20 protein-coding genes are annotated in these 20841 nt (G+C 68.7%); 5 read left to right on the top strand and 15 right to left on the bottom strand.

The features are described from left to right. Window positions 1-16: 16 nt before the first annotated feature. Together tpiA and ACPEH8_RS05330 are read right to left on the bottom strand one after the other, a co-directional pair. Window positions 17-772, bottom strand: coding sequence for a triose-phosphate isomerase (gene tpiA, locus ACPEH8_RS05335; protein WP_017354654.1), 756 nt, complete (start codon window positions 770-772; stop codon window positions 17-19). Between the two features lie 563 nt (window positions 773-1335). Next, complete coding sequence (locus ACPEH8_RS05330; RefSeq protein WP_017354653.1) at window positions 1336-2271, bottom strand: isopenicillin N synthase family dioxygenase; 936 nt, start codon at window positions 2269-2271, stop codon at window positions 1336-1338. 199 nt (window positions 2272-2470) lie between these two features. On the opposite strand from ACPEH8_RS05330, the gene ACPEH8_RS05325 reads away from it, so the two are divergent. Both ACPEH8_RS05325 and ACPEH8_RS05320 read left to right on the top strand, forming a co-directional pair. Beyond that, window positions 2471-3754: a glycosyltransferase family 4 protein gene (locus tag ACPEH8_RS05325; RefSeq protein ID WP_246863967.1), complete on the top strand. Its 1284-nt coding sequence runs from the start codon at window positions 2471-2473 to the stop codon at window positions 3752-3754. Then, complete coding sequence (locus tag ACPEH8_RS05320; RefSeq protein ID WP_017354651.1) at window positions 3741-4595, top strand: polysaccharide deacetylase family protein; 855 nt, start codon at window positions 3741-3743, stop codon at window positions 4593-4595. The genes ACPEH8_RS05325 and ACPEH8_RS05320 overlap by 14 nt, the downstream gene beginning before the upstream one ends. Window positions 4596-4672: 77 nt before the next feature. Here ACPEH8_RS05320 and glmM read toward each other — a convergent pair whose 3' ends face one another. The 5 genes from glmM to trpB all read right to left on the bottom strand — a co-directional run bounded on the left by glmM (window position 4673) and on the right by trpB (window position 9812). After that, window positions 4673-6040: a phosphoglucosamine mutase gene (gene glmM, locus ACPEH8_RS05315; protein ID WP_262071679.1), complete on the bottom strand. Its 1368-nt coding sequence runs from the start codon at window positions 6038-6040 to the stop codon at window positions 4673-4675. Then, window positions 6040-6924: an acetyl-CoA carboxylase, carboxyltransferase subunit beta gene (accD, locus tag ACPEH8_RS05310; protein WP_017354649.1), complete on the bottom strand. Its 885-nt coding sequence runs from the start codon at window positions 6922-6924 to the stop codon at window positions 6040-6042. The genes glmM and accD overlap by 1 nt, the downstream gene beginning before the upstream one ends. A 152-nt stretch (window positions 6925-7076) precedes the next feature. Then, window positions 7077-7889 (bottom strand): tryptophan synthase subunit alpha, encoded by an 813-nt coding sequence (gene trpA / locus ACPEH8_RS05305; RefSeq protein ID WP_423666227.1) that lies wholly within the window; start codon window positions 7887-7889, stop codon window positions 7077-7079. A 1-nt stretch (window position 7890) separates the two neighbouring features. Beyond that, window positions 7891-8589 (bottom strand): hypothetical protein, encoded by a 699-nt coding sequence (locus tag ACPEH8_RS05300; RefSeq protein ID WP_423666226.1) that lies wholly within the window; start codon window positions 8587-8589, stop codon window positions 7891-7893. Then, entirely contained in the window at window positions 8586-9812 is a 1227-nt protein-coding gene (gene trpB / locus ACPEH8_RS05295; RefSeq protein WP_017354646.1) for a tryptophan synthase subunit beta, read from the bottom strand. The genes ACPEH8_RS05300 and trpB overlap by 4 nt, the downstream gene beginning before the upstream one ends. A 95-nt stretch (window positions 9813-9907) precedes the next feature. Here trpB and ACPEH8_RS05290 point away from each other — a divergent pair, with 95 nt between their 5' ends. Then, a complete protein-coding gene (locus tag ACPEH8_RS05290; protein ID WP_153165186.1) occupies window positions 9908-10795 on the top strand; it encodes a LysR family transcriptional regulator in 888 nt (295 codons plus the stop codon). Between the two features lie 52 nt (window positions 10796-10847). Here the strand turns inward: ACPEH8_RS05290 and ACPEH8_RS05285 are convergent, their stop codons facing one another. The 8 genes from ACPEH8_RS05285 to prmB form a co-directional block, all read right to left on the bottom strand. Beyond that, entirely contained in the window at window positions 10848-11504 is a 657-nt protein-coding gene (locus ACPEH8_RS05285; RefSeq protein ID WP_017354644.1) for a phosphoribosylanthranilate isomerase, read from the bottom strand. Beyond that, window positions 11501-12274, bottom strand: a complete 774-nt coding sequence (truA, locus tag ACPEH8_RS05280; protein WP_017354643.1) for a tRNA pseudouridine(38-40) synthase TruA — start codon at window positions 12272-12274, stop codon at window positions 11501-11503. The genes ACPEH8_RS05285 and truA overlap by 4 nt, the downstream gene beginning before the upstream one ends. Before the next feature lie 80 nt (window positions 12275-12354). Then, entirely contained in the window at window positions 12355-14268 is a 1914-nt protein-coding gene (locus ACPEH8_RS05275; RefSeq protein WP_423666224.1) for a FimV/HubP family polar landmark protein, read from the bottom strand. An 88-nt stretch (window positions 14269-14356) separates the two neighbouring features. Then, entirely contained in the window at window positions 14357-15382 is a 1026-nt protein-coding gene (locus ACPEH8_RS05270; protein ID WP_017354297.1) for an aspartate-semialdehyde dehydrogenase, read from the bottom strand. A gap of 148 nt (window positions 15383-15530) precedes the next feature. After that, a complete protein-coding gene (locus ACPEH8_RS05265) occupies window positions 15531-16586 on the bottom strand; it encodes a 2-hydroxyacid dehydrogenase (protein ID WP_017354298.1) in 1056 nt (351 codons plus the stop codon). Next, entirely contained in the window at window positions 16579-17682 is a 1104-nt protein-coding gene (gene aroC, locus ACPEH8_RS05260) for a chorismate synthase (protein ID WP_017354299.1), read from the bottom strand. Before aroC ends, ACPEH8_RS05265 begins: the two co-directional genes overlap by 8 nt. Next, window positions 17672-18184, bottom strand: coding sequence for a hypothetical protein (locus tag ACPEH8_RS05255; RefSeq protein WP_153165189.1), 513 nt, complete (start codon window positions 18182-18184; stop codon window positions 17672-17674). Before ACPEH8_RS05255 ends, aroC begins: the two co-directional genes overlap by 11 nt. Next, window positions 18174-19100, bottom strand: coding sequence for a 50S ribosomal protein L3 N(5)-glutamine methyltransferase (gene prmB, locus ACPEH8_RS05250; RefSeq protein WP_017354301.1), 927 nt, complete (start codon window positions 19098-19100; stop codon window positions 18174-18176). Before prmB ends, ACPEH8_RS05255 begins: the two co-directional genes overlap by 11 nt. Before the next feature lie 225 nt (window positions 19101-19325). On the opposite strand from prmB, the gene ACPEH8_RS05245 reads away from it, so the two are divergent. Together ACPEH8_RS05245 and asd are read left to right on the top strand one after the other, a co-directional pair. Next, window positions 19326-19976 (top strand): SCO family protein, encoded by a 651-nt coding sequence (locus tag ACPEH8_RS05245; RefSeq protein WP_153165190.1) that lies wholly within the window; start codon window positions 19326-19328, stop codon window positions 19974-19976. Next, window positions 19973-20815, top strand: coding sequence for an archaetidylserine decarboxylase (gene asd / locus ACPEH8_RS05240; protein WP_017354303.1), 843 nt, complete (start codon window positions 19973-19975; stop codon window positions 20813-20815). The genes ACPEH8_RS05245 and asd overlap by 4 nt, the downstream gene beginning before the upstream one ends. Window positions 20816-20841: the final 26 nt, after the last annotated feature.

Below are 20841 nucleotides of genomic sequence, written 5' to 3'. Positions count from 1 at the left end.
TCGGCACATTATCTTGTTAGCGCCCGGCCGCCGCATCGACGATGGCCAGGAAGTCCGCGGCCACCAGGGAGGCGCCGCCCACCAGCCCACCATCGACATCGGGCTGCGCGAACAGTTCCCCAGCGTTGTCGGGCTTCACGCTGCCGCCGTAAAGGATCGGCAACGAATCAGCGATTCTAGCATCCAGCTTGGCCACTTCGCCACGGATGAAGGCATGGACCTGCTGGGCCTGCTCTTTGCTGGCGGTCCGGCCGGTGCCGATGGCCCAGACCGGCTCATAGGCGACCACGGCATGCTGGAAGCCGGAGGGGCCCACCAGGGCCAGCACCGGGGCCAGCTGGGCGGCGATGACCTGCTCGGTCTGGCCGGCCTCGCGCTGCTCCAGCGTCTCGCCCACGCAGAGCACCGGGACCAGGCCGGCATGCAGGGCGGCGGCGAACTTGCGTGCCACCAGCTCGCTGGATTCATTGTGGTACTGGCGGCGCTCGGAATGGCCGACCAGGCCATAGCGGGCGCCGACCTCGGCCAGCATCGAGGCCGAGACCTCGCCGGTGTAGGCGCCCTTCTCGTTGGAGCTCACGTCCTGGGAGCCAAAGGCGATGGCCCGGCCCTCGAAGTCCTCGACCAGTTCGCCCAGGTACGGCAGGGGCGGCAGGATGACCACCTCCACCCCATCGCGCGGCAGGCTGGCGACCAGGTCACTGACCAGGTCGGTGGCGAATTGGCGGCTGCCGTGCAGCTTCCAGTTACCGGCGACGATCTTGCGGCGCATGGCGGGGCTCCAGTTGGGTATCAACGGGCAATGATACCGGATGTAACGAATCAGCGCCCCGCCGAAAACGCTTACATTTCAAATGGATAATGATCTGTGGCTGGGTTTGGCGCGAAGAGCGCGGCTGTTCATTGTTGTCGGAGAGGGGGCCGGGTCCGGTACGCCCCTCCGGGACACGCACGTAAACCCATCCCTGGGGGCTTGTCGAAAACATCCATGTTTTCGACAGTCCCTCCGGGGCGTACCGGCCCCAGCCCCCTACAGATGATGGCGACCGGACGGCAGAAGCGGCCCATTCCGATCCGGTCGACGGACTGCTTGAGGGGTGAGGACCGGTGCACCCCGCAGCGACGCTCCAAAACATGGATGTTTTGGAGCAGCCCCCAGGGATGGGTTCACGGCGTGTCGCGGAGGGGTGTGCCGGGCCTCGCCCCGCGCTGATAGCAATGAGCAGCCGCGCCGTTCGCGACAAACAAAAAGGCCACCATGACGGTGGCCTTTTGGCAGCCTTCCGGGGCGTACCGACCAGCGGTCGGTACCTGCCGGTTCGGTCGGATGGGCGGTTACTTCAGCTTGATCTCGCGCAGGCGCTCTTCCAGGAAGCCGTGGGCAGTGATCGGCTCCGGGTAGCGGCTCGGGTTTTCCGGGGTGATGCAGGTCGGCAGCACGTCGATCAGGAAGTCCGGGTTGGGGTGCAGGAAGAACGGCACCGAGTAACGCGGCTGGCGCGCCTGCTCGCCCGGGGGATTGACCACGCGATGGATGGTGGACGGGTACACATGGTTGGTCAGGCGCTGCAGCATGTCGCCGATGTTGACCACGATGGTGTCCGCGTCGGAGGTGAACGGCACCCACTTGCCTTCGTGCGACTGCACTTCCAGCCCCGCCGCGCTGGCACCGACCAGCAGCGTGATGAAATTGATGTCGCCGTGTGCGCCGGCGCGCACGTTGGGAATGTTCTCGGCGGTGATCGGCGGGTAGTGGATCGGGCGCAGGATCGAGTTGCCGTTGTTGGTCTTGTCGGCAAAGAAGTCGATCGGCAGGCCGATGTGCAGCGCCAGCGCCGACAGGACCCGCGAGCCCAGGTTGTCCAGGGCCTGGTACAGGCCGTAACCGCGCTCACGGAAACCGGGAACCTCGGACGGCCACAGGTTCGGGGCCATCACGTCACGGTACTTGGAATCGTCCGGGATCTCGCGGCCGATGTGCCAGAACTCCTTCAGGTCGAAGTGCTGGGAGCCCTTGGCGGTTTCCACGCCGAACGGGGTGTAGCCGCGGGCGCCACCGCTGCCCGGCACGTGGTACTGGCGCTTGGTCTCCTCCGGCAGAGCGAAGAAGGCCTTGAAGACGTCGTAGGCCGCATCGATGTCGGCCTGCGGGATGCCGTGGTTGCGGATGCCCGCGAAACCCCATTCGCGGTAGGCCGCGCCCAGCTCTGCAACGAAGGCGTCGCGGTCACTGTCAAAACGGGTGATGTCGAGGGTCGGAATCTGGCTCACAGCGTTACCTGGCTTGTTCTTGGATGGACGAAGGGCCGCACCTGTGGCCCGGCTGAACATTGTGACAGATCGGGCTCATGCCGCCACCGATACATTGATACAAGCCGATACAATGCGCGCCACCCGGGCTGTGTGAACGGGCCAACGACGCTGCCGCCGCCACGCGTCCCCTCCTCTGCTGCAGCACTCGATCCGCCCTATGGACGCCACCTCGCCGGTTCCCGCTGAGCCCTCTTCCTTCGCTGGCAGCCCCCGGCAGGCCGACGCCGGTGCGCCCGTCGCCGATCCCCACGCTCAGGCCCTCGCGGCGGGCGCGGAGGCTGCCGGCCACCGCGTCATCCCGCTGAAGATCCTGCATACCGAAGCGGCCAAAGGCTTTGGCGGTCAGGAGATCTACATCTACCGGCACATGCTGGCCATGCGCGAGCGCGGCCATGACGTGTCGCTGCTGTGCCAACCCGGCGCGCGGCTCGGCGAAATCGCACGGGAAGCCGGGTTTACCGTGCACACCCTGAAGATGGGCGGCCTGCTGCGCCTGCTGCGCGGCATCGGCACGGTCTCGCGACTGGTGCGACGCCACGGCTACCACGTGGTCAACACGACCAGCCGGCGCGACAGCCTTATCGCCGCTGCCGGAGCGCGCCTGGGCGGCACGCCCCTGGTGGTGCGCTCGCGTCACCTGATGAGCCCGGTCAACTCACTGCTGACCTACACCGGCCTGCCGCACCGGGTCCTGACCGTCAGCAGCTTCGTGAAGCAGTTGCTGGTGACGCGCGGCATCGCCGGGGAGCGGATCGGCATCGTGCCGCCGATCGCGGTCCCGCCGCAGTGGACGCAGATCAACAAGGACGATCCGTGGCAGTGCCTGCAGGAGACCCGCACCGAGGTGCGGCGCGAACTCGGTTTCGACGAGGACCAGATCGTGGTCGGCTGCGTGGCGGTGCTGCGTGAGCCGAAGGGCCACGCCGACCTGCTGCACGCCATCGCCCCGCTCTGCCGCCGCCACCGCAACCTGCAGCTGGTGATCGTCGGCGACGGACAGCCGGTGATGGACCGCCTGCTGGCGCTGCGCGCGGAACTGGGCATCGCCAGCCAGGTGCACCTGCTGGGCTACCGCCTCGGCGCGTGCCGGCTGATGACCGCCTTCGACATCTTCGCGCTGGCCAGCCACAAGGAAGCGGCCGGCACCGTGTTCCTGGAAGCAGCTTACGTCGGCGTGCCGATCGTGGCCACGCGGGTGGGTGGCGTGCCGGAAATGGTGATGGAAGGGAGCAATGCTATGCTCGCGCCGCTTGGCGACCCGGCCGCGCTGACGCACGCGCTGCAGACGCTGGTCGAAGACCCGCAGGAGCGCCGCCGCATGGGCCGCGCCGGCTGGGAATGGATGCACAGCGCGCAGCGCTTCACGCCGGCCGGCCACACCGAAGCGACCGAACACTATTACCACCAGTGGTTGAAGGAACTTGGGCATGGCCAACGCTAGATCCGTCCCGGTGCTGATGCATCACCATGTATCGCCCTCGCCGGGCATGATCACCGTGTCCCCGGAGAACTTCGAAAGCCAGATTGCGTGGCTGGCCGCCGACGGCTGGACCTCGCTGACGCTGGAGCAGTACGCCGGCTTCCTCGCCGGCCAGCCGGTGCCGCGCAAGTCGATCGTGATCACCTTCGACGACGGCTACCTGGACAACTGGGTCTACGCGCACCCGATCCTGCTCAAGTACGGCATGCACGCGGTGGTGTTCGTGGTGACCGGCTGGATGGGCGATGGCCCGGAACGGCCGCATGCCGGCCAGACCGGCGCGACCCTGCCGGCAACACCGGACCATCGCGGCTGCGAAGCGGCGATCCTGGAACAGGACCGCGCCGACTCGGTGATGATGCGCTGGAGCGAGGCGCGCGCGATGATCGCCGCCGGCACCTTCGAAGTGCACTGCCACACCCATACGCATACGCGCTGGATGAAGCAGGCGATCAGCCGGGCGCAGAAATGCGTGGGTATCGAGAGCGACCTGTCGCGCGCGCGCGCGGTGCTGCAGCAGGAGCTTGGCAGCGTCTCGGACACGCTGTGCTGGCCGTACGGCGATTTCGACGAGGACTACGTGGCGATCGCACGGCAACAGGGCTTCACCCACCTGCATACCACCCATCCGTTCGGCCGCAATGTGGTGGGCGGCGATCCTGGCCACATCTATCGCTTCGCCATCCGCAACCGTCCGGCACGCTGGCTGCGCAAGCGGATCGCGTTGAGCTACCACCCGCTGATCGCGCCGCTGTTCAACCGCTTCAAGGCGAAACAGAAGAAGATGGCGCCGGGGCCGTAACGGCCCGGAAACGAACGCGTGCGCCACGAAAAAACCCGGCCGAGGCCGGGTTCTTCGTTTGCGCCGCCTGCGACATGTCAGGCCGCTGCGGCGGCCTTCACCGCATCGGACAGGTTGTCCAGCGTGGCCTGCATCAGGTCGCTGCTGTCCGCTTCGACGGTCACGCGTACCACCGGCTCGGTCCCCGACGGCCGCAGGAACGCACGACCGCGGCCCTGCACCGACTGCTGCGCGGCCGCGAGAGCGGCCTGCACGCTGTCGGACTGCACGACGGCCTTGGCCGAGACACCGGCCAGACGCACGTTGACGGTCTTCTGCGGCACTTTGTGCAGGCCCGACAGCGCCTGCCGCAGCGATGTATTCTCACGCCGCAGCACTTCCAGCACCTGCAGTGCGCTGACGATGGCGTCGCCCGTGGTGGCGCGGTCCAGGCACAGCAGGTGACCGGAGGCCTCACCGCCGAGCACGCCACCGCCTTCGACCAGCGCCTGGTGCACGTAGCGGTCACCGACGTTGCTGCGCAGGAACTGTATGCCCAGCCGCTCCATCGCCTGCTCGAGCCCGAAGTTGGTCATCAACGTGCCGACCACCGGACCGCGCAGGCGTCCATTGCCGCGCCAGGAGGGCGCCAGCACGTACAGCAGGTCGTCGCCATCGACCGGGTTGCCCTGATCGTCCGCCATCAGCACGCGGTCGCCGTCGCCATCGAAGGCGATGCCGAGATCCGCACCGGTCTCGCGCACCTTGGCGGCAAGGTTGTCGATGTGCATCGACCCGACGCCGTCATTGATGTTCACACCGTTCGGCTCGGCGCCGATGGCGACCACCTCCGCACCGAGCTCGCGGAACAGCAGCGGCGCGATGTGGTAGGTGGCGCCGTGGGCGCAGTCGAGCACGATCTTCAACCCGCGCAGGTCGAAGGCACGCGGCACGCTGGCCTTGCAGAATTCGATGTAGCGGCCCACCGCGTCCCGGGCGCGCATGGCCTTGCCGAGACGGTCCGATTCGGCGGTGGTGAACGGTTCGTCCAGCGCTGCTTCCAGTGCCAGCTCGGTGGCGTCATCGAGCTTCTCGCCATCGGCGGAGAAGAACTTGATGCCGTTGTCGTAATGCGGGTTGTGCGAGGCGCTGATGACGATGCCGGCGTCGGCCCCGAGCGTGCGGGTCAGGAACGCGACGGCCGGGGTCGGCATCGGCCCCAGCAGCTGCACGTCCGCGCCGGCGGCAACCAGCCCCGCCTCGAGCGCGGCTTCGAACATGTAGCCGGAGATGCGCGTGTCCTTGCCGATCACCACCACCGGGCGGTGGCCCGGCCGATGGCCGTTGCGCGCGGTCAGCACGCGACCGAGCGCGTTGCCCAGGCGCAGCACGAAATCGGCCGAGATCACCCCCTGGCCGACCCGACCGCGGATGCCGTCGGTGCCGAAATACCTGCGCGCGCCCATCAGGCAGCGGCGTCCGCGGCAGGCGCGGGCTGGCGGCCCAGCATGGCCAGCAGCTCGGACAGACGGTCACGCATTTCGCGGCGATCGCAGATCTGGTCGATCGCCCCATGCTCCAGCAGGAACTCCGAACGCTGGAAGCCTTCGGGCAGCTTTTCGCGCACGGTCTGCTCGATCACACGCGGACCGGCGAAGCCGATCAGCGCCTGCGGTTCGGCGATGTTGATGTCGCCCAGCATGGCAAACGACGCCGACACGCCACCGGTGGTCGGGTGGGTCAGTACCGAGATGTACGGCAGGCCGGCATCACGCAGGCGACCCAGCGCGGCCGAGGTCTTGGCCATCTGCATCAGCGAGAACAGGCCTTCCTGCATGCGCGCGCCGCCGCTGGCGGAGAAGCACACGTAGGGCGCACCGATCTCCAGCGCCTTTTCGGCGGCCAGCGAGAAGCGCTCCCCCACCACCGAGCCCATCGAACCGCCCATGAAGGCGAAGTCGAAGGCCGAGGCCACCAGCGGGCGGCCTTTCATCAGGCCCTGCATGGCAATCAGCGCGTCGTACTCGCCGGTGTTCTTCTGCGAGGCCTTGATGCGTTCGCTGTACTTCTTCTGGTCCTTGAACTTGAGCAGGTCCGTCGGGCCCAGGCGCGCGCCGATCTCGGTGGTGCTGTCGACGTCGAACAGCGCCGCCAGACGCGCGCGTGCGCGGATGGCCATGTGATGGCCACACTTGGGACAGACCTCGAGGTTCTCCTCCAGCTCGGGACGGTAGAGCGCGCTGCCGCAGCTGCTGCACTTCTCCCACAGGCCCTCGGGGACGCTGCGCTTCTTGCTGGGGACGTTGTCGGTGCGGATGCCAGACGGCATCAACTTGCTGAGCCAACTCATGCGGGATGCTACTTCCGTTCAGGGCGGCCCGGGGGCCGCAAAGGCCGACAGTCTAGCTCACCCGTACGGTGCCCGGGACCCCCTGCCCGTGCAGTAAAGCGGGCGTGAAAACCGTGCTGGGGCGTACGTTCGAGGGGGCGCGGCGGTCGGCGTTACCGCACGTCCAGCGCCTCGCGCAGCGGTTGCAGGAACGTCCGGGCCACGTGCGCGGCGGCAGCGGCATCACCGGTCCCGGCCAGGGCGGCAACCAGGGCGCTGCCGACCACGACACCATTGGCCTCCACCGCCATCGCCGCCGCACTGGCCGCATCCTTGATGCCGAAACCGGCCACCACCGGCACGTGGGAGCGCTGGCGCAGGTCGCGCAGGCGGGCGCTGGCGGCGCTGCTGTCCAGGCGGTCGGATGCACCGGTGACGCCGGCGAAGCTGACGTAGTACAGGTAGCCCTGGGCCATCGTGGACAGGGTGTCCAGCCGTGCATCGGCGGTGGTCGGCGAGGCCAGCAGGATCAGGGCCAGGCCTGCGGCCGCGAAGATGCTGCGGGTTTCGTCGGCCTCTTCCGGCGGCAGGTCCACCAGCAGCACACCGTCCACGCCGGCGCGGATCGCCGCCTCGGCAAAGCGTGCGGTGCCGTGGATCTCGACCGGATTCAGATACCCCATCAGTACCACCGGGGTGGCAGCGTCGTCATGTCGGAAGGCAGCCACGGTCTCCAGTACGTAGCGCAGCCCTGCACCACGCGCCAAGGCGCGCTCGGAGCTGCGCTGGATGGTCGGTCCGTCGGCCATCGGGTCGGAGAACGGGACGCCCAGTTCGATCACGTCCGCCCCCGCGGCAGCCAATGCGTGCATGACCGGCACGGTCGCCTCCAGGCCCGGGTCACCCGCGGTGATGAAGGGAATCAGCGCCTTGCGGCCGGAGGCACGCAGACGGGCAAAACAGGCATCGATACGGTCCACACTCATGTCAGGCACATCCTTCGAACGTTTCAACGGCGCCGCTGGCGCCCCAGTACATCTTCGTTATCGCCCCATCGACGATCTCCAGCCGGATCGCCAGATCCGAGCCCGGGTCCTGCCAGGTGAGGTACTCGCCCGCGTCAGGGACATAGGCATGCGGCTGCACGGTGCTGCCGCTGGGCAGGCGCCGCAGGGCGTCTTCGCGCGACATGCCCAGGCGCAGTCCGAACGGCCCGGGCTGGGTGATGGTCTCGCCCGATCCGTCCAGCAACGCCAGGTCGAAACGCAGCACGTGCTCATCCTGGATCATCATCGAAACGCCCTCGGGCAGACTGCCGCGCTCATAGAACTCGCAGCTCCCGGGCGCCCCGCCCTCGCTCAGACCCGCCGAATGCCACTGGTCATCGGCATCGGTCACGCTGAAGCGCTGCCCGATCACGATGTCGCCGGCATGGTCCAAGGCAACCGAGACCACCGCCGGAGCCGCGGCGTCGGGGGCAACCGGCTCGACGGCCGGTTCGGGCGCCGGGTCGTCCTCGATCGGGCGGTTGGCAATGTCGTCTTCGTTGCTTGCCGGCATCCGTGCCGGTGCGATCGCCGCGGGCGCCGCAGGCGCGGCCGGCAGCACCGGCGGGTCCGGCGGGGTACAGCCGGTCAGGCCGACCACGATCAGCAGCGCACTTCCCTGGCGCAGCAGGGGGGTCACAGCATCAGACCCTCGCGCGCGGCGATGGTGTGCACGTCCTTGTCGCCCCGACCGGACAGATTGCACAGCACCAGCTTGTCGCTGGGCAGCGCGCGCGCCAGCTTGATCGCCTGGGCGACCGCGTGGCTGGATTCCAGCGCGGCGAGGATGCCCTCGCTGTGGGCCAGTTGATGGAACGCGGCCAATGCTTCGTCGTCGGTGATACCGACATACTCGGCGCGACCGGCATCGGCCAGGAAGGCGTGCTCCGGGCCCACGCCGGGGTAGTCCAGGCCGGCTGAAACCGAGTGGGTTTCGATGATCTGCCCGTCGTCGTCGCAGATCACATAAGTGCGGTTGCCATGCAGCACGCCCGGGCGGCCGGCCGCGATCGAGGCCGCATGACGACCAGTTTCAATGCCGTCACCGGCGGCCTCGGCGCCGACGATGCGCACATCGCGATCGTTGAGGAAGGCATGGAACAGGCCGATCGCGTTGCTGCCACCGCCCACGCAGGCGGTGATCGCATCGGGCAGGCGGCCGTAGTCGGTGAGCATCTGCGCGCGCGCTTCGCGCCCGACGATGGCGTTGAAATCACGCACCATGCGCGGATACGGGTCCGGCCCGGCGACGGTACCGATGATGTAGAAGGTATCGCGCACGTTGGTGACCCAGTCGCGCATCGCTTCATTGAGTGCGTCCTTGAGCGTGGCCGACCCGGAGGTGACCGGCACCACCGTCGCCCCGAGCAGCTTCATGCGGTAGACGTTGATCTTCTGCCGCTCGATGTCGGTGGCGCCCATGTACACCACGCATTCCAGGCCCAGCCGCGCCGCCACGGTGGCGCTGGCGACGCCATGCTGGCCGGCACCGGTCTCGGCGATGATGCGCTTCTTGCCCATGCGCGCGGCCAACAGCGCCTGGCCGATGGTGTTGTTGATCTTGTGCGCGCCGGTGTGGTTCAGGTCCTCGCGCTTGAGCAGGATCTGTGCGCCACCGACCTGACGGCTGAGGCGTTCGGCGTGGTAGATCGGACTCGGCCGGCCCACGTAGTGGGTGAGGTCCTTGTCGTAGGCGGCGATAAAGGCCGGATCGCGGCGCGCCTCGTCATAGGCGGCGGCCAGCTCCTGCAGCGGCCCGATCAGGGTTTCGGCGACAAAGCTGCCGCCGTAACGGCCGAAATGCCCCTGGGCATCCGGATAGGCATGGAAATCGGCGATGGGGGATGCGGGGGTGGAGGACATGGCGCGACAACCGGTGGAGACAGGCTGACACTTTAACGCACGGGTCATGACAGTAATATCGACAATATCTGCCATGACCTGTCAGGAAAACTCACATGAGCACCTCCCCCCTGCCCCCGCTCAACGCCCTGCGCAGTTTCGAGGCAACGGCCCGGCTCGGCGGCGTGGGCCGCGCGGCCGCGTCGCTGCACGTGACGCATGGGGCAATCAGCCGCCAGTTGCGCGTGCTGGAAGACGTCCTGGGCGTGGCCCTGTTCGTGCGCGACGGCCGCGGACTGCGGCTGACCCCCGCCGGCACCGTGCTGCAGACCGCCTGTGAGGGCGCTTTCGCGCAGATCCGCGACGCGGTTGCGGTGATCAGTCGCGAGCAACGGCCGGGGCCGCTGGTGCTCGGCTGCAGTGGCAGCATTCTGGCGCGCTGGATGATTCCGCGGCTGCAGGCACTGCAGGCTGCCCTGCCCGGGCTGCCGCTGCACTGGTCGGCGCAGGATGGCAGCTTCACCGCCGACCAGCAGGCGCTGGATGCCATCCTGCTGCTGGCGCAACCGCCGTGGCCCCGCGGCTGGCGGGTGCGCGCACTGGCACCGGAACGGGTCGGCGTGGTGGTGAGTCCGCAGCACCCTGCCGCTGCGCGCCTGCGCGGGAAGCCGCCGCACGCGTTGCTGGACGAAACGCTCCTGCAGACCACCTCACGCCCGCAGGCGTGGCCGGCGTGGGCAACGTCGCAGGGACTGGACCCGGCGCGCCTGCAACTGGGCACCGGGTTCGAGCATCTGTACTACCTGCTGGAAGCGGCCGTGGCCGGGCTGGGCGTGGCGATCGCCCCCGAACCGCTGGTGGCCGACGACCTGGCGGCAGGGCGGCTGCTCGCACCGTGGGGGTTCGCCGCCACCGGCGGCTTCTGGGTGCTGGCAACGCCGGAGGGGACCCAGGATGCGCGGGTGGACGCCTTGGCGGACTGGTTGGCCGGACAACTGACGTGAACCGGTCTCCCGGCCCACGGTCGGGCGCTGCCGTCGAATGCCGCCGTGGAGGCTAATCCGCCTCGTGGCAGTCGGCGCGGCGCACTTCCTCGACGAACTTGCGCATCTTGTAGCCGTCCTTGATGCCCGGTTCGGTTTCGATGCCGCTGGACACATCCACGCCCCACGGCAGGGTGGCGACGATGGCATCGAATACGTTGTCCGGGGTGATGCCACCGGCCAGCAGGAAGGGACGGTGCAGGCCGGTGGGCAGACGCGTCCAGTCGAACGCGACGCCGGTGCCGCCGCCACCGCCCGGTGCGTGGCTGTCGAACAGGAAGCCGGCCGCGCCGGGATAGCGCAGCTGCAGCTGACGGGCGTTGACGTCGTCGCGCCCGCCCATCGCCACGGCCTTCAGATAGGGCATGTTGAAGCTGCGGCAGAACGACTCGTCCTCGTCGCCGTGGAACTGCAGCAGGGTTGGCCGCACGGTACGCAGCACTTCGCGGACTTCCTCCTTGGTGTTGTCACGGAACAGCGCGACCACGTCCACCATCGGCGCGATGGCCTGGCGCATTGCGCGGGCCTCAGCCGGCGCGACGCGGCGCCTGCTCTCGCGGGCAAAGATGAAGCCGACCGCGTCCACGCCCAGCTCGCCGGCCAGGCGGACGTCGCCGGCCCGGGTCATGCCGCAGAACTTGATGCGGGTGCGATAGAAGGAGCGGCTCATAAGGTGACCTCGGCGGGCAGATGCCAGTTGTCGGGATACAGGGGGCCAACGAACACCAGTCCCTGCGGGGGGGCGGTGGGACCGGCCACGGTGCGGTCCTGGCCAGCCAGCAGCTCGGCCATCCACGACACCGGCTTGTCCCCACAACCGATCAGAATCAGTGAGCCGACGATATTGCGCACCATGTGATGAAGGAATGCATTGGCCTGAACGCAGACCTCCACCACCTCATCGTGGCGGACCACGCTGATCGCCTGGAGCTCGCGGCGGGCATGCAGGGCCTCGCACTGGATGCTGCGGAAGGCACTGAAGTCGTTCTCGCCGAGCAGCGCCTGGCCAGCCGCGTGCATCAGCCCGGCGTCCAGCGGGCGACGTTCCCAGCTCAGGGTCTGGCGGTACAGCGCCGGCCGCACCTGACGGTTGAGCAGCCGATAACGGTAGCGTCGCGCCCGGGCCGAGAAGCGTGCGTGGAAGTCGTCGGCCACCGGCACGCACCAGCGCACGGCGATCGAACGCGGCAACCGGGTCGTGGTGCCCAAGGTCCACCCGCGCGGATCGCGCACCACGTCGGTATCGAAATGGACCACTTGGCATTCGCCGTGCACGCCGGCGTCGGTGCGGCCGGCGCACGTCACCTGGATCGGTGCATCGGCCACCGAGGACAACGCCTCCTGCAGGCTGGCCTGCACGCTGGGACACCCACTCTCGCCCAGCTGCTGCCAGCCCTTGTACTCACTGCCGTCGTATTCCACGCCCAACGCGTAGCGCATGCTCAACCTCTGTTTCGTCGGGGAACCGGGCCGGCGTCGGCCCGGGAATCAAGCGGGGAAACGACGGGCAAACGCGTCGTTCATCCCAGGCGCGCCAGCAGCTCGCGCGCTTCGGCCTGCATGTGCGGGTCCGCGCCCACGGCGACTTCCTGCAGCAGCGTGCGCGCGGTTTCGGCGTCGCCCAGGTCCAGGTAGGCGATCGCCAGCTCCAGGCGGTCGCGTCCCGGCGCGGGCCCGAACACGGTGCCATCGGCAGGCGCGTCCCCTGCCTCGATCGCATCGTGGCCTGCGGCGGCGATGTCCGTCGGGTCGGCGTCGGACACCGGCTCGGCCGGGTACTCGAACACGCCACGGAAGGACGGCTGCGCCGCCGCTTCCAGCGCATGCGCCGGCGGGCCCGGCAGCACCGGCGCGGCCTCGGGCGCGGCCTCGGCGACCACCTCGTCCTCGTCCACGGCCGGGCTGTCGCCGGTCACCGGCGCCAGCGCGAACACCGGCTCGCGGCGCAGGTCGTCGGCCAGCGGCGCTTCGTCCAGCGCGGCGACGTGTACGTTGTCGTCTTCGTCGGCCAGGCGCTGCTGCGCGGCCAGCTCATCCACGTAATCGGCGGCCGGCACGGCGGCGGCAAGTGCGGCACCGTCAAGGCCGTCACGCGACAGCGGCGGCAACGGTGAGGCTTTGCGACGGCGACCGAAGAGCCAGCCGACCACGCCCAGCACCAGGACGACCAGACCCAGCCAGTACCACCCACCCCCACTGCTGTCGCGTGACGACGGCGCCTGCGCAAGACGCTGCTGGGCAGCCGCCAGGTCGCTGTCCTTCATTGCGATGAGTGACTGCTGCTGGGTCTTGAGCTTCTCCAGTTCGGCCACCCGGTTGCGCAGCTCCTGGATCTCGGCATCGCGGGTGGCGACATCTTCCTTGGCCTGACGCAGTTGTTCGTTGCCCAGCATGTCACCCTCACTGCCGGCGGCGGTGCCGGTGGTTGTTCCTGCGGTGTGGTCGGCAGCGGCGACGGCCGGCGCGATTTCCAGACGGGCCCCCTGGCGCGGCGGCGTGGCAGCGGCAGCGCTGGCAGGGGCCGGTGCACTGGCGGCGGTGTCGGCCGGCTGCGGAATCGCTGCGCGCGACTGGCGCCACTGGGCGGTATGTTCACGCACGATCGCAGCCGCCTCGCCGGGATCGATGGCCGCGCCGCCGTTGCCGGCCGGACCGCGCAGCACCGCGCCCTGCTTGAGCAGGTTGACGTTGCCACGGATGAAGGCCTCGGGGTTGGCGCGCAGCAGCGCGATCATCGCCTGGTCGCGGCTGACGCCCTGCTCGCGTGCGACTGTCGCGGCGATCTGCGACAGCGTCTGGCCGCGCTGGACGGTAATGCCCTCGGCGCCCAGGGCGGCCGGGGCCGGCGGACGGTTGACGGTGGGGCGCGGTGCGGCCGCCGCCGTCCGCGGCGCGGGGGCCGCCGCAGCAGCGGCCGGCGGCACCACGGCTGGCGCAGGGGCCGGCTCACGCACGATGGCATTGGACAGGGCGCCGGCAGGCGCGACGATCTCCGGCTCGGCAACGGCGGCGGCGCTGTTGGGCGCATCGACCAGCGCCGAATACTCGCGCACCAGCCTGCCCTGCCCCCAATCAGCCTCGATCAGGAAGTTCAGCGACGCTGTCGCGACCGGCGCATGGCTGCTTACGCGGACCACGGCCCGGCCCTGCGCATTGCGGGTCAGCTCGAACTGCAGCTCGCTGACCAGGCCACTGGGCGGTTCCAGCCCGACGCGGGCGAAGGTGGCCGGCGACGCCAGCGAGACCCGAAGCTGTTCCAGTTCGGCCGGATCGGCCGAAATCACCGGAATCTCTGCCAGGAGTGGCTGGCCGGGCTTGGACAGCACACGGATATCGCCCAGGCCGAGGGCCAGGGCGGAGCTGCTGGCCAGGGCCAGCAGCAGCGTCGACACATACTTGAGCGGGCGCAATGCGCCCGGAGCCCGGTTCTTCATGGCGGCCAATATAACGGCTCCCCCCGTGATCGGCGATGATTCATGTGGTGCGGTCGGCGGCATCCCCATGCCGCCGCCGCCCACCCGCTCAACCTTCGGCGGCAACCAGCTCGGCCAGCTGCACGGCGTTGAGGGCAGCGCCCTTGCGGATGTTGTCCGACACGATCCACAGGTTGAGTCCGCGCGGATGCGACAGATCCTCGCGGATGCGGCCGACATACACCGCATCGTTGCCCGACGCATGCGTGACCGGCGTCGGATAGCCGCCGGCTTCATGCCGGTCGACCACTTCCACGCCCGGCGAACGCGACAGCAGTTCACGCGCGGCGTCGGGGGTGACCTTGTCACGGGTTTCGATGGTGACCGCTTCGGAGTGGCCGTAGAACACCGGCACACGCACGGCGGTGGGGTTCACCAGGATGCTGTCGTCGCCGAGGATCTTGCGGGTCTCCCACACCAGCTTCATTTCTTCCTTGGTGAAGCCGTTGTCCTGGAAGTCGTCGATGTGCGGGATCAGGTTGAAGGCGATCTGCACCGGGAAGCGCTGCGGGTCGATCTCCTGGAAGCTGAGCAGCTGGCCGGTCTGCTTGCCAAGTTCCTCCAACGCCGAACGCCCGCCGCCGGACACCGACTGGTAGGTGGCCACGTTGATGCGCTGGATGCCGTACTGGCGATGCAGCGGAGCCAGCGCCACCAGCATCTGCATGGTCGAGCAGTTCGGATTGGCGATGATGCCGCGGGGACGGTTCTTCAATGCCTCCGGGTTCACTTCGGACACCACCAGCGGCACGTCGTCGTCGTAGCGGAAGGCCGAGGAGTTGTCGATCACCACCGCGCCGGCCGCGGCGAACCTGGGACCGAACTCCTTGGAGACGCTGCCACCGGCCGAGAACAGCGCGATATCCACGCCGGTCGGATCGAAATCGGACAGGTCCTGGACCTTGATCTTCTCGCCCTTGTACTCGATCTCGCCGCCGGCCGAGCGCGAGGACGCGAGCAGGCTCAGGGTGGCGATCGGGAAATCACGCTCGGCCAGGATGGCCAGCATGGTTTCGCCGACAGCACCGGTGGCACCGACGACGGCGACGTGGAAACGACGATCAGGGTTGTTCATGGGGAACCTCGTGTGATGGGGTGCCGACCCAGGGCCGGCACTGTCGTGTCTGTTTGAAGGGCGTACCGGCCGACGGTCGGTACCTGCCCGCTGTGCAGGGAACGCGGAGTGGGTTCGGGGAACCTCGCGTGATGGACGCGGCGGTTCCCTATCGTTTTGCGTCGTCGGTTTTCTTGGCGCCCACGAAAGCCGCGCCGGCACGGGCAGCGTGCACGGCGTCGGCGTTGATCGCGCTTGGCGGACGCCCGGCATGGGGTCCCTTGTCCAGCGCGGCCGTCAGGTTGTCCACGGCCAGCTGCACCATCGCCCGGCGCGTGGCCTGGCTGGCGCTGCCGATGTGCGGGGTAAGCACCACGTTGCGCAGGGCCAGCAGTTCCGGACGGACCGTGGGCTCGCCGTCGAACACGTCCAGCCCGGCGGCCGCCAGGCGGCCATTGGCCAGCGCATCGGCCAGTGCCAGCTCGTCAACGATGCCGCCACGCGCGATGTTGACCAGGGTGGCGCCCGGCTTCATCTTCGCCAGGGCGGCCGCATCGATGATGTGATGCGAGGCGGCGCTGTACGGCAATACCAGTACCAGGTGGTCGGCCTGTGCCAGCAGCGTGTCCAGGTCGACGTACGTCGCGCCGACCTCGGCCTCGGTGGCCTCCGGAAGGCGTGACCGGTTGTGGTACAGCACACGCATGCCAAAGCCCAGGGCGCCGCGGCGGGCGATGCCCTGGCCGATGCGGCCCATGCCGAGGATGCCCAGCGTGCTGCCGTGGATGTCCGCGCCGAGCATGGTCCGGAACGACCACTGCCCCCACTGGCCCTCACGCAGCCAGCGCTCGGACTCGGTGATGCGGCGGGCGGCGGCCATCAACAGTGCGAAACCGAGATCGGCGGTGGTCTCGGTCAGCACGTCCGGGGTGTTGCTGGCCAGGATGCCGGCGGCGCTGAGCGCGTCGACATCCAGGTTGTTGTAACCCACCCCGACATTGGCGATCGCACGCAACCGCGGGGCGTTGGCGATCTCGGCCGCGCCGATGCGTTCGTTGAGGGTGATCAGCGCGCCGTCGGCACCTGCCAGCCGCGCGGCCAACTGCGATGGCGTGTAGCGGGTGACCTCTGCGGTCATGTCCAGGTCGAAGTACTGCCCGAGCCGTTCGACGACATCGTCGAACAGCGGCTGGCTGACCCAGACCCTCGGACGCGGATCAGCCATCGATGCTGCCCGGGATGCGCGGCGCGACCTCGCCCACGTCGCCGCACTGGGCCCGATGACGCAGGGCCTGGTCCATCAGCACCAGCGCCATCATCGCCTCGGCGATCGGGGTGGCGCGGATGCCCACGCAGGGATCGTGACGGCCGGTGGTGATCACCTCCACGGCCGCGCCGCTGGCGTCCACCGTGGCACCGGGCAGGCGCAGGCTGGAGGTCGGCTTGAGCACGATCGAGGCGGTGACCTGCTGGCCGGTGGAGATGCCGCCGAGGATGCCCCCGGCATGGTTGCTGGCGAAGCCGTCGGGGGTGATCAGGTCGCGGTGCCCGGTGCCCTTCTGGGCTGCGCTGGCGAAACCGTCGCCGATCTCCACGCCCTTGACCGCGTTGATGCTCATCAGCGCAGCGGCCAGTTCGCCGTCGAGCTTGCCGTAGATCGGTTCGCCCCAACCCGGCGGCACGCCATCGGCGACGACGTTGACGCGCGCGCCGACCGAATCGCCGGACTTGCGCAGGGCATCCATGTAGCTTTCCAGTGCGGGCACCTGCCCGGCCACCGGCCAGAAGAACGGGTTGTCTTCCACGGCCGACCAGTCGAAGCCGGTCGGCGTGATCTCGCCCAGCTGCGACAGGTAACCGCGTACGCGCACGCCATAGCGCTGCAGAAGCCATTTCTTGGCGATCACGCCGGCGGCCACGCGCATGGTGGTTTCGCGTGCGGACGAGCGACCGCCGCCGCGCGGGTCGCGGATGCCGTACTTCTGCCAGTAGCTGTAGTCGGCGTGGCCGGGACGGAACTGCTGGGCGATGTTGCTGTAGTCCTTGCTGCGCTGGTCGGTGTTGCGGATCAGCAGCGCGATCGGGGTACCGGTGGTACGCCCTTCGTAGACGCCGGACAGGATTTCCACGGCGTCTTCTTCGCGACGCGCGGAGGTATGCCGGCTCTTGCCGGTGGCACGGCGCTGCAGATCGTGGACGAATTCCGCAGCGTCGATCTCCAGGCCCGGCGGGCAGCCGTCGATCACGCAGCCGATCGCCGGACCGTGCGATTCGCCGAACGTGGTGACCGAGAGCAGCTTGCCGAAGGTATTACTGGACATGGGATACCGCATGACGGGGGAAGGCGGCGCGCAGAACGCGCGGCAGGTGGCGCACGGCGACGATGGCCGGCAGCAGGGTGAAGCTGAGGATGAACACCGGGCGGCCCCAGCCATCGCGCCAGCCGTCCGGGCTGCTGCCGATGCTGGCAATCACGGTGGCCACGGCGACCGCCAGGCCGATCACCAGCGCGACCGTCAGCGCCCGCGACAGCAGCGGGCGCCGTTGCAGCAGCGTTGCATCGACAATCGCGCAGCAGATCACGGCGGCGCCGCCAAGCAGGGCCGAGACGCCGTAGACCAGGCCCTTGAGGTGGTACCAGAGCTGTTCGCCGGGTGCGGCGGCATAACGGCAGTGCATCGTGTCGCCGCTGAAACAGGCGACGCCGCTCTGCAGGGACATCATCACGATGATCAGCGCGAACGGCAGCAGCAGCGCCAACGGCATCAGCAGGGCCAGATCGGCCCAGCGGATGCGCGCGGCGACGGCCGGCCTATCGGGCATTGGCCAGCTCGGTGATGCGGGTGCTGTGGGCGATGAGCTCGCGGCACTCAACGGCGAAGATGCCCATCTGGCCGACCTTGAACTCGATCCAGTTGAAAACCACCTCGGGCAGCAGCTTGGTCAGGTGGCGCTCGGATTCGCCCACCTCGCAGATCAGCAGGCCGTCTTCGCTGAGGTGCAGCGGCGCATCGCGGAGGATCTTCAGCACCAGGTCCAGGCCGTCGTCGCCGGCACGCAGGCCCATCTCCGGCTCGTGGGAGTACTCCGGCGGCAGGGCATCGGTCTCGTCGTTGGTGACGTACGGGGGGTTGGTGACGATCAGGTCGTAGTGACGGCCGGTGAGGCCGTTGAACAGGTCGGACTTGATCAGGGTGACGTTGTGGGCGTCGAGGCGTTCCTTGTTCTCGGCGGCCAGGGCCAGGGCATCATCGCTGAGGTCCACGCCATCCACCTCCCAATGCGGGTAGTAGTGGCCCATCGCGATGGCGATGCAGCCCGATCCGGTGCACAGGTCCAGCGCGCGGTGCACGTCACGGCCGGCCAGCCAGGGCTCGAAACCGGTTTCGATCAGTTCGGCGATCGGCGAGCGCGGCACCAGAGCGCGCGGGTCGCTCTTGAAGCTCAGGCCGGCGAACCAGGTCTCCCCGGTGAGGTAGGAGGCGGGCAGGCGCTCGGTGATGCGGCGCTCGAACAGGGCCAGCACCTCGGCCTTTTCCGGCGTGGTCACGCGGGCGGCACCATAGGCCGGGCCAAGGTCATGCGGGAGATGGAGCGTGTGCAGGACGAGCTGGGTCGCTTCGTCCAGGGCATTGTCGTAGCTGTGCCCGAAGGTCAGCCCGGCGGCGTTGAAACGGCTGGTGCCGTAGCGGATCAGATCGATGATCGTGTGGAGTTCGGCGGCCGTTTCGGCAGTCATGGCGGGGCAACAGACAAAGTGGCCCCCGATTATAGGCGACCCCATGCCGGGCAGCATCCGTTGCAGAAGAAACGGGTGGTGGGGACCCACGCTCTCCCCCTTCCCCCTTGCACCTGCCCTTCATTGCGCGCCAGTCCACCGCCGAGGGAACCCGTCCCGCCCAAAACAACCACCCAGGCCGCCGCCGCCCCTATCATGGTGGCCCCTTCCGGGAACGGGCCTTACATGTTCAATCGCAACGTCGGCATCATCCTGCTCATCGCACTGGCCGCCGGGCTCGGCCTGGTCGTGGCCCAGAAGGTGTTCGCGCCCACGCCGGCCGGCGACCGGCCGGCCACCACGTCGATCACCTTCTATCCGCAGCCGCGGCCCCTGCCCGACTTCAACCTGGGCCAGTCCGACGGCACGCGCCTGATCCCGGGCGAGCTGAAGGGGCATTGGACCCTGGTATTCCTGGGCTTCACCTTCTGCCCCGATGTCTGCCCGACCACCCTGGGCGACCTGGCGCAGGCCCAGAAGCAGTGGGAAGCGCTGCCGGAGACGCTGCGTCCGCGGCTGGTGTTCATCTCCGTCGACCCCGAGCGCGATACGCCGGCCCGCCTGGGCGAGTACGTACATGCGTTCCACAAGGACACCCTGGCCGCTACCGCCGACGTGCCGTCGCTGGAGCGGTTCGCCACCTCCCTGGGCTTCGTGTTCCAGAAGGTGCCCGGCAAGCACTTCGATGAGAACCCCGAGGATTACACCGTCGAACACTCGGCCAGCCTGGCCGTACTGGACCCGCAGGGCCGCCTGGCCGGCCTGATCCGCCCTCCCTTCAATGCGCCGGCCATCGCGCGCGACCTGCAACTGCTGACCGAGAAATCCGCCCCATGAGTCTGATGACCACGCTGAGCTACGCCCTGCCCCATCGTCTGCTGTCCTCGATGGCGCGGCGCCTGGCGTATTCCAGCAATCCGCGCATCTCGCGCTGGCTGATCGATACGGTCACCGCCAGGTTCGGCGTGAACCTGGCCGAAGCCGCCAATCCGGACCCGCGCAGCTACGCCACGTTCAACCAGTTCTTCACCCGCGCCCTGAAGCCCGGTGCACGCGTGGCCGATCCCGATCCGCGCACGCTGGTGATGCCGGCCGATGGCCGGATCAGCCAGCTCGGCGCGATCGAGGACGGGCGGATCTTCCAGGCCAAGGGCCAGTCGTTCACAGCCGCCGAACTGCTGGGCGACGCCGCCGATGCCGAGGTCTTCCGCCACGGCCTGTACGCCACCGTGTACCTCTCGCCGAAGGACTACCATCGCGTGCACATGCCGTGGACCGGCACCCTGCGCGAGACGGTGCACGTGCCCGGCCGGCTGTTCAGCGTCGGGCCGGCAGCGGTCAACACGGTGCCGGGGCTGTTCGCCCGCAACGAACGGCTGGTCTGCCATTTCGATACCGACTTCGGGCCGATGGTGTCGGTGATGGTCGGTGCGCTGCTGGTATCGGGCGTGGAAACGGTGTGGGGCGGCGAAGAGATCCCGCGCTATGGCGACACGATCACGCGCAAGGATTACCGCGGCAAGGGCATTACCCTGGCACGGTTCGCGGAGATGGCGCGTTTCAACTACGGCTCCACGGTGATCGTGCTGCTGCCACCAGGCGTGGCCGATTTCGCGCCGCACCTGGACGCCGAGCACGCCGTGCAGCTGGGCCAGGCGCTGGCGACGTTGCGCTGACCCCAACGCAGAACGCCCCGCTCCCG

The sequence above is a fragment of the Stenotrophomonas sp. NPDC077461 genome (assembly GCF_049545475.1).
GTDB classification, from domain to species: Bacteria; Pseudomonadota; Gammaproteobacteria; order Xanthomonadales; family Xanthomonadaceae; genus Stenotrophomonas; species Stenotrophomonas nematodicola.
This window is presented reverse-complemented; position numbering and strand designations above follow the sequence as displayed.

What these genes read in the sequence shown, in the direction of transcription:
- accD (WP_017354649.1), bottom strand. Translation starts at nt 6,924, where the DNA reads ATGAGTTGGCTCAGCAAGTTGATGCCGTCTGGCATCCGCACCGACAAC.
- truA (WP_017354643.1), bottom strand. Translation starts at nt 12,274, where the DNA reads ATGCGCTACGCGTTGGGCGTGGAATACGACGGCAGTGAGTACAAGGGC.
- ACPEH8_RS05325 (WP_246863967.1), top strand. Translation starts at nt 2,471, where the DNA reads ATGGACGCCACCTCGCCGGTTCCCGCTGAGCCCTCTTCCTTCGCTGGC.
- ACPEH8_RS05285 (WP_017354644.1), bottom strand. Translation starts at nt 11,504, where the DNA reads ATGAGCCGCTCCTTCTATCGCACCCGCATCAAGTTCTGCGGCATGACC.
- ACPEH8_RS05270 (WP_017354297.1), bottom strand. Translation starts at nt 15,382, where the DNA reads ATGAACAACCCTGATCGTCGTTTCCACGTCGCCGTCGTCGGTGCCACC.
- aroC (WP_017354299.1), bottom strand. Translation starts at nt 17,682, where the DNA reads ATGTCCAGTAATACCTTCGGCAAGCTGCTCTCGGTCACCACGTTCGGC.
- trpA (WP_423666227.1), bottom strand. Translation starts at nt 7,889, where the DNA reads ATGAGTGTGGACCGTATCGATGCCTGTTTTGCCCGTCTGCGTGCCTCC.
- prmB (WP_017354301.1), bottom strand. Translation starts at nt 19,100, where the DNA reads ATGACTGCCGAAACGGCCGCCGAACTCCACACGATCATCGATCTGATC.
- ACPEH8_RS05245 (WP_153165190.1), top strand. Translation starts at nt 19,326, where the DNA reads ATGTTCAATCGCAACGTCGGCATCATCCTGCTCATCGCACTGGCCGCC.
- ACPEH8_RS05255 (WP_153165189.1), bottom strand. Translation starts at nt 18,184, where the DNA reads ATGCCCGATAGGCCGGCCGTCGCCGCGCGCATCCGCTGGGCCGATCTG.
- ACPEH8_RS05265 (WP_017354298.1), bottom strand. Translation starts at nt 16,586, where the DNA reads ATGGCTGATCCGCGTCCGAGGGTCTGGGTCAGCCAGCCGCTGTTCGAC.
- tpiA (WP_017354654.1), bottom strand. Translation starts at nt 772, where the DNA reads ATGCGCCGCAAGATCGTCGCCGGTAACTGGAAGCTGCACGGCAGCCGC.
- glmM (WP_262071679.1), bottom strand. Translation starts at nt 6,040, where the DNA reads ATGGGCGCGCGCAGGTATTTCGGCACCGACGGCATCCGCGGTCGGGTC.
- ACPEH8_RS05320 (WP_017354651.1), top strand. Translation starts at nt 3,741, where the DNA reads ATGGCCAACGCTAGATCCGTCCCGGTGCTGATGCATCACCATGTATCG.
- ACPEH8_RS05275 (WP_423666224.1), bottom strand. Translation starts at nt 14,268, where the DNA reads ATGAAGAACCGGGCTCCGGGCGCATTGCGCCCGCTCAAGTATGTGTCG.
- asd (WP_017354303.1), top strand. Translation starts at nt 19,973, where the DNA reads ATGAGTCTGATGACCACGCTGAGCTACGCCCTGCCCCATCGTCTGCTG.
- ACPEH8_RS05290 (WP_153165186.1), top strand. Translation starts at nt 9,908, where the DNA reads ATGAGCACCTCCCCCCTGCCCCCGCTCAACGCCCTGCGCAGTTTCGAG.
- trpB (WP_017354646.1), bottom strand. Translation starts at nt 9,812, where the DNA reads ATGTCCTCCACCCCCGCATCCCCCATCGCCGATTTCCATGCCTATCCG.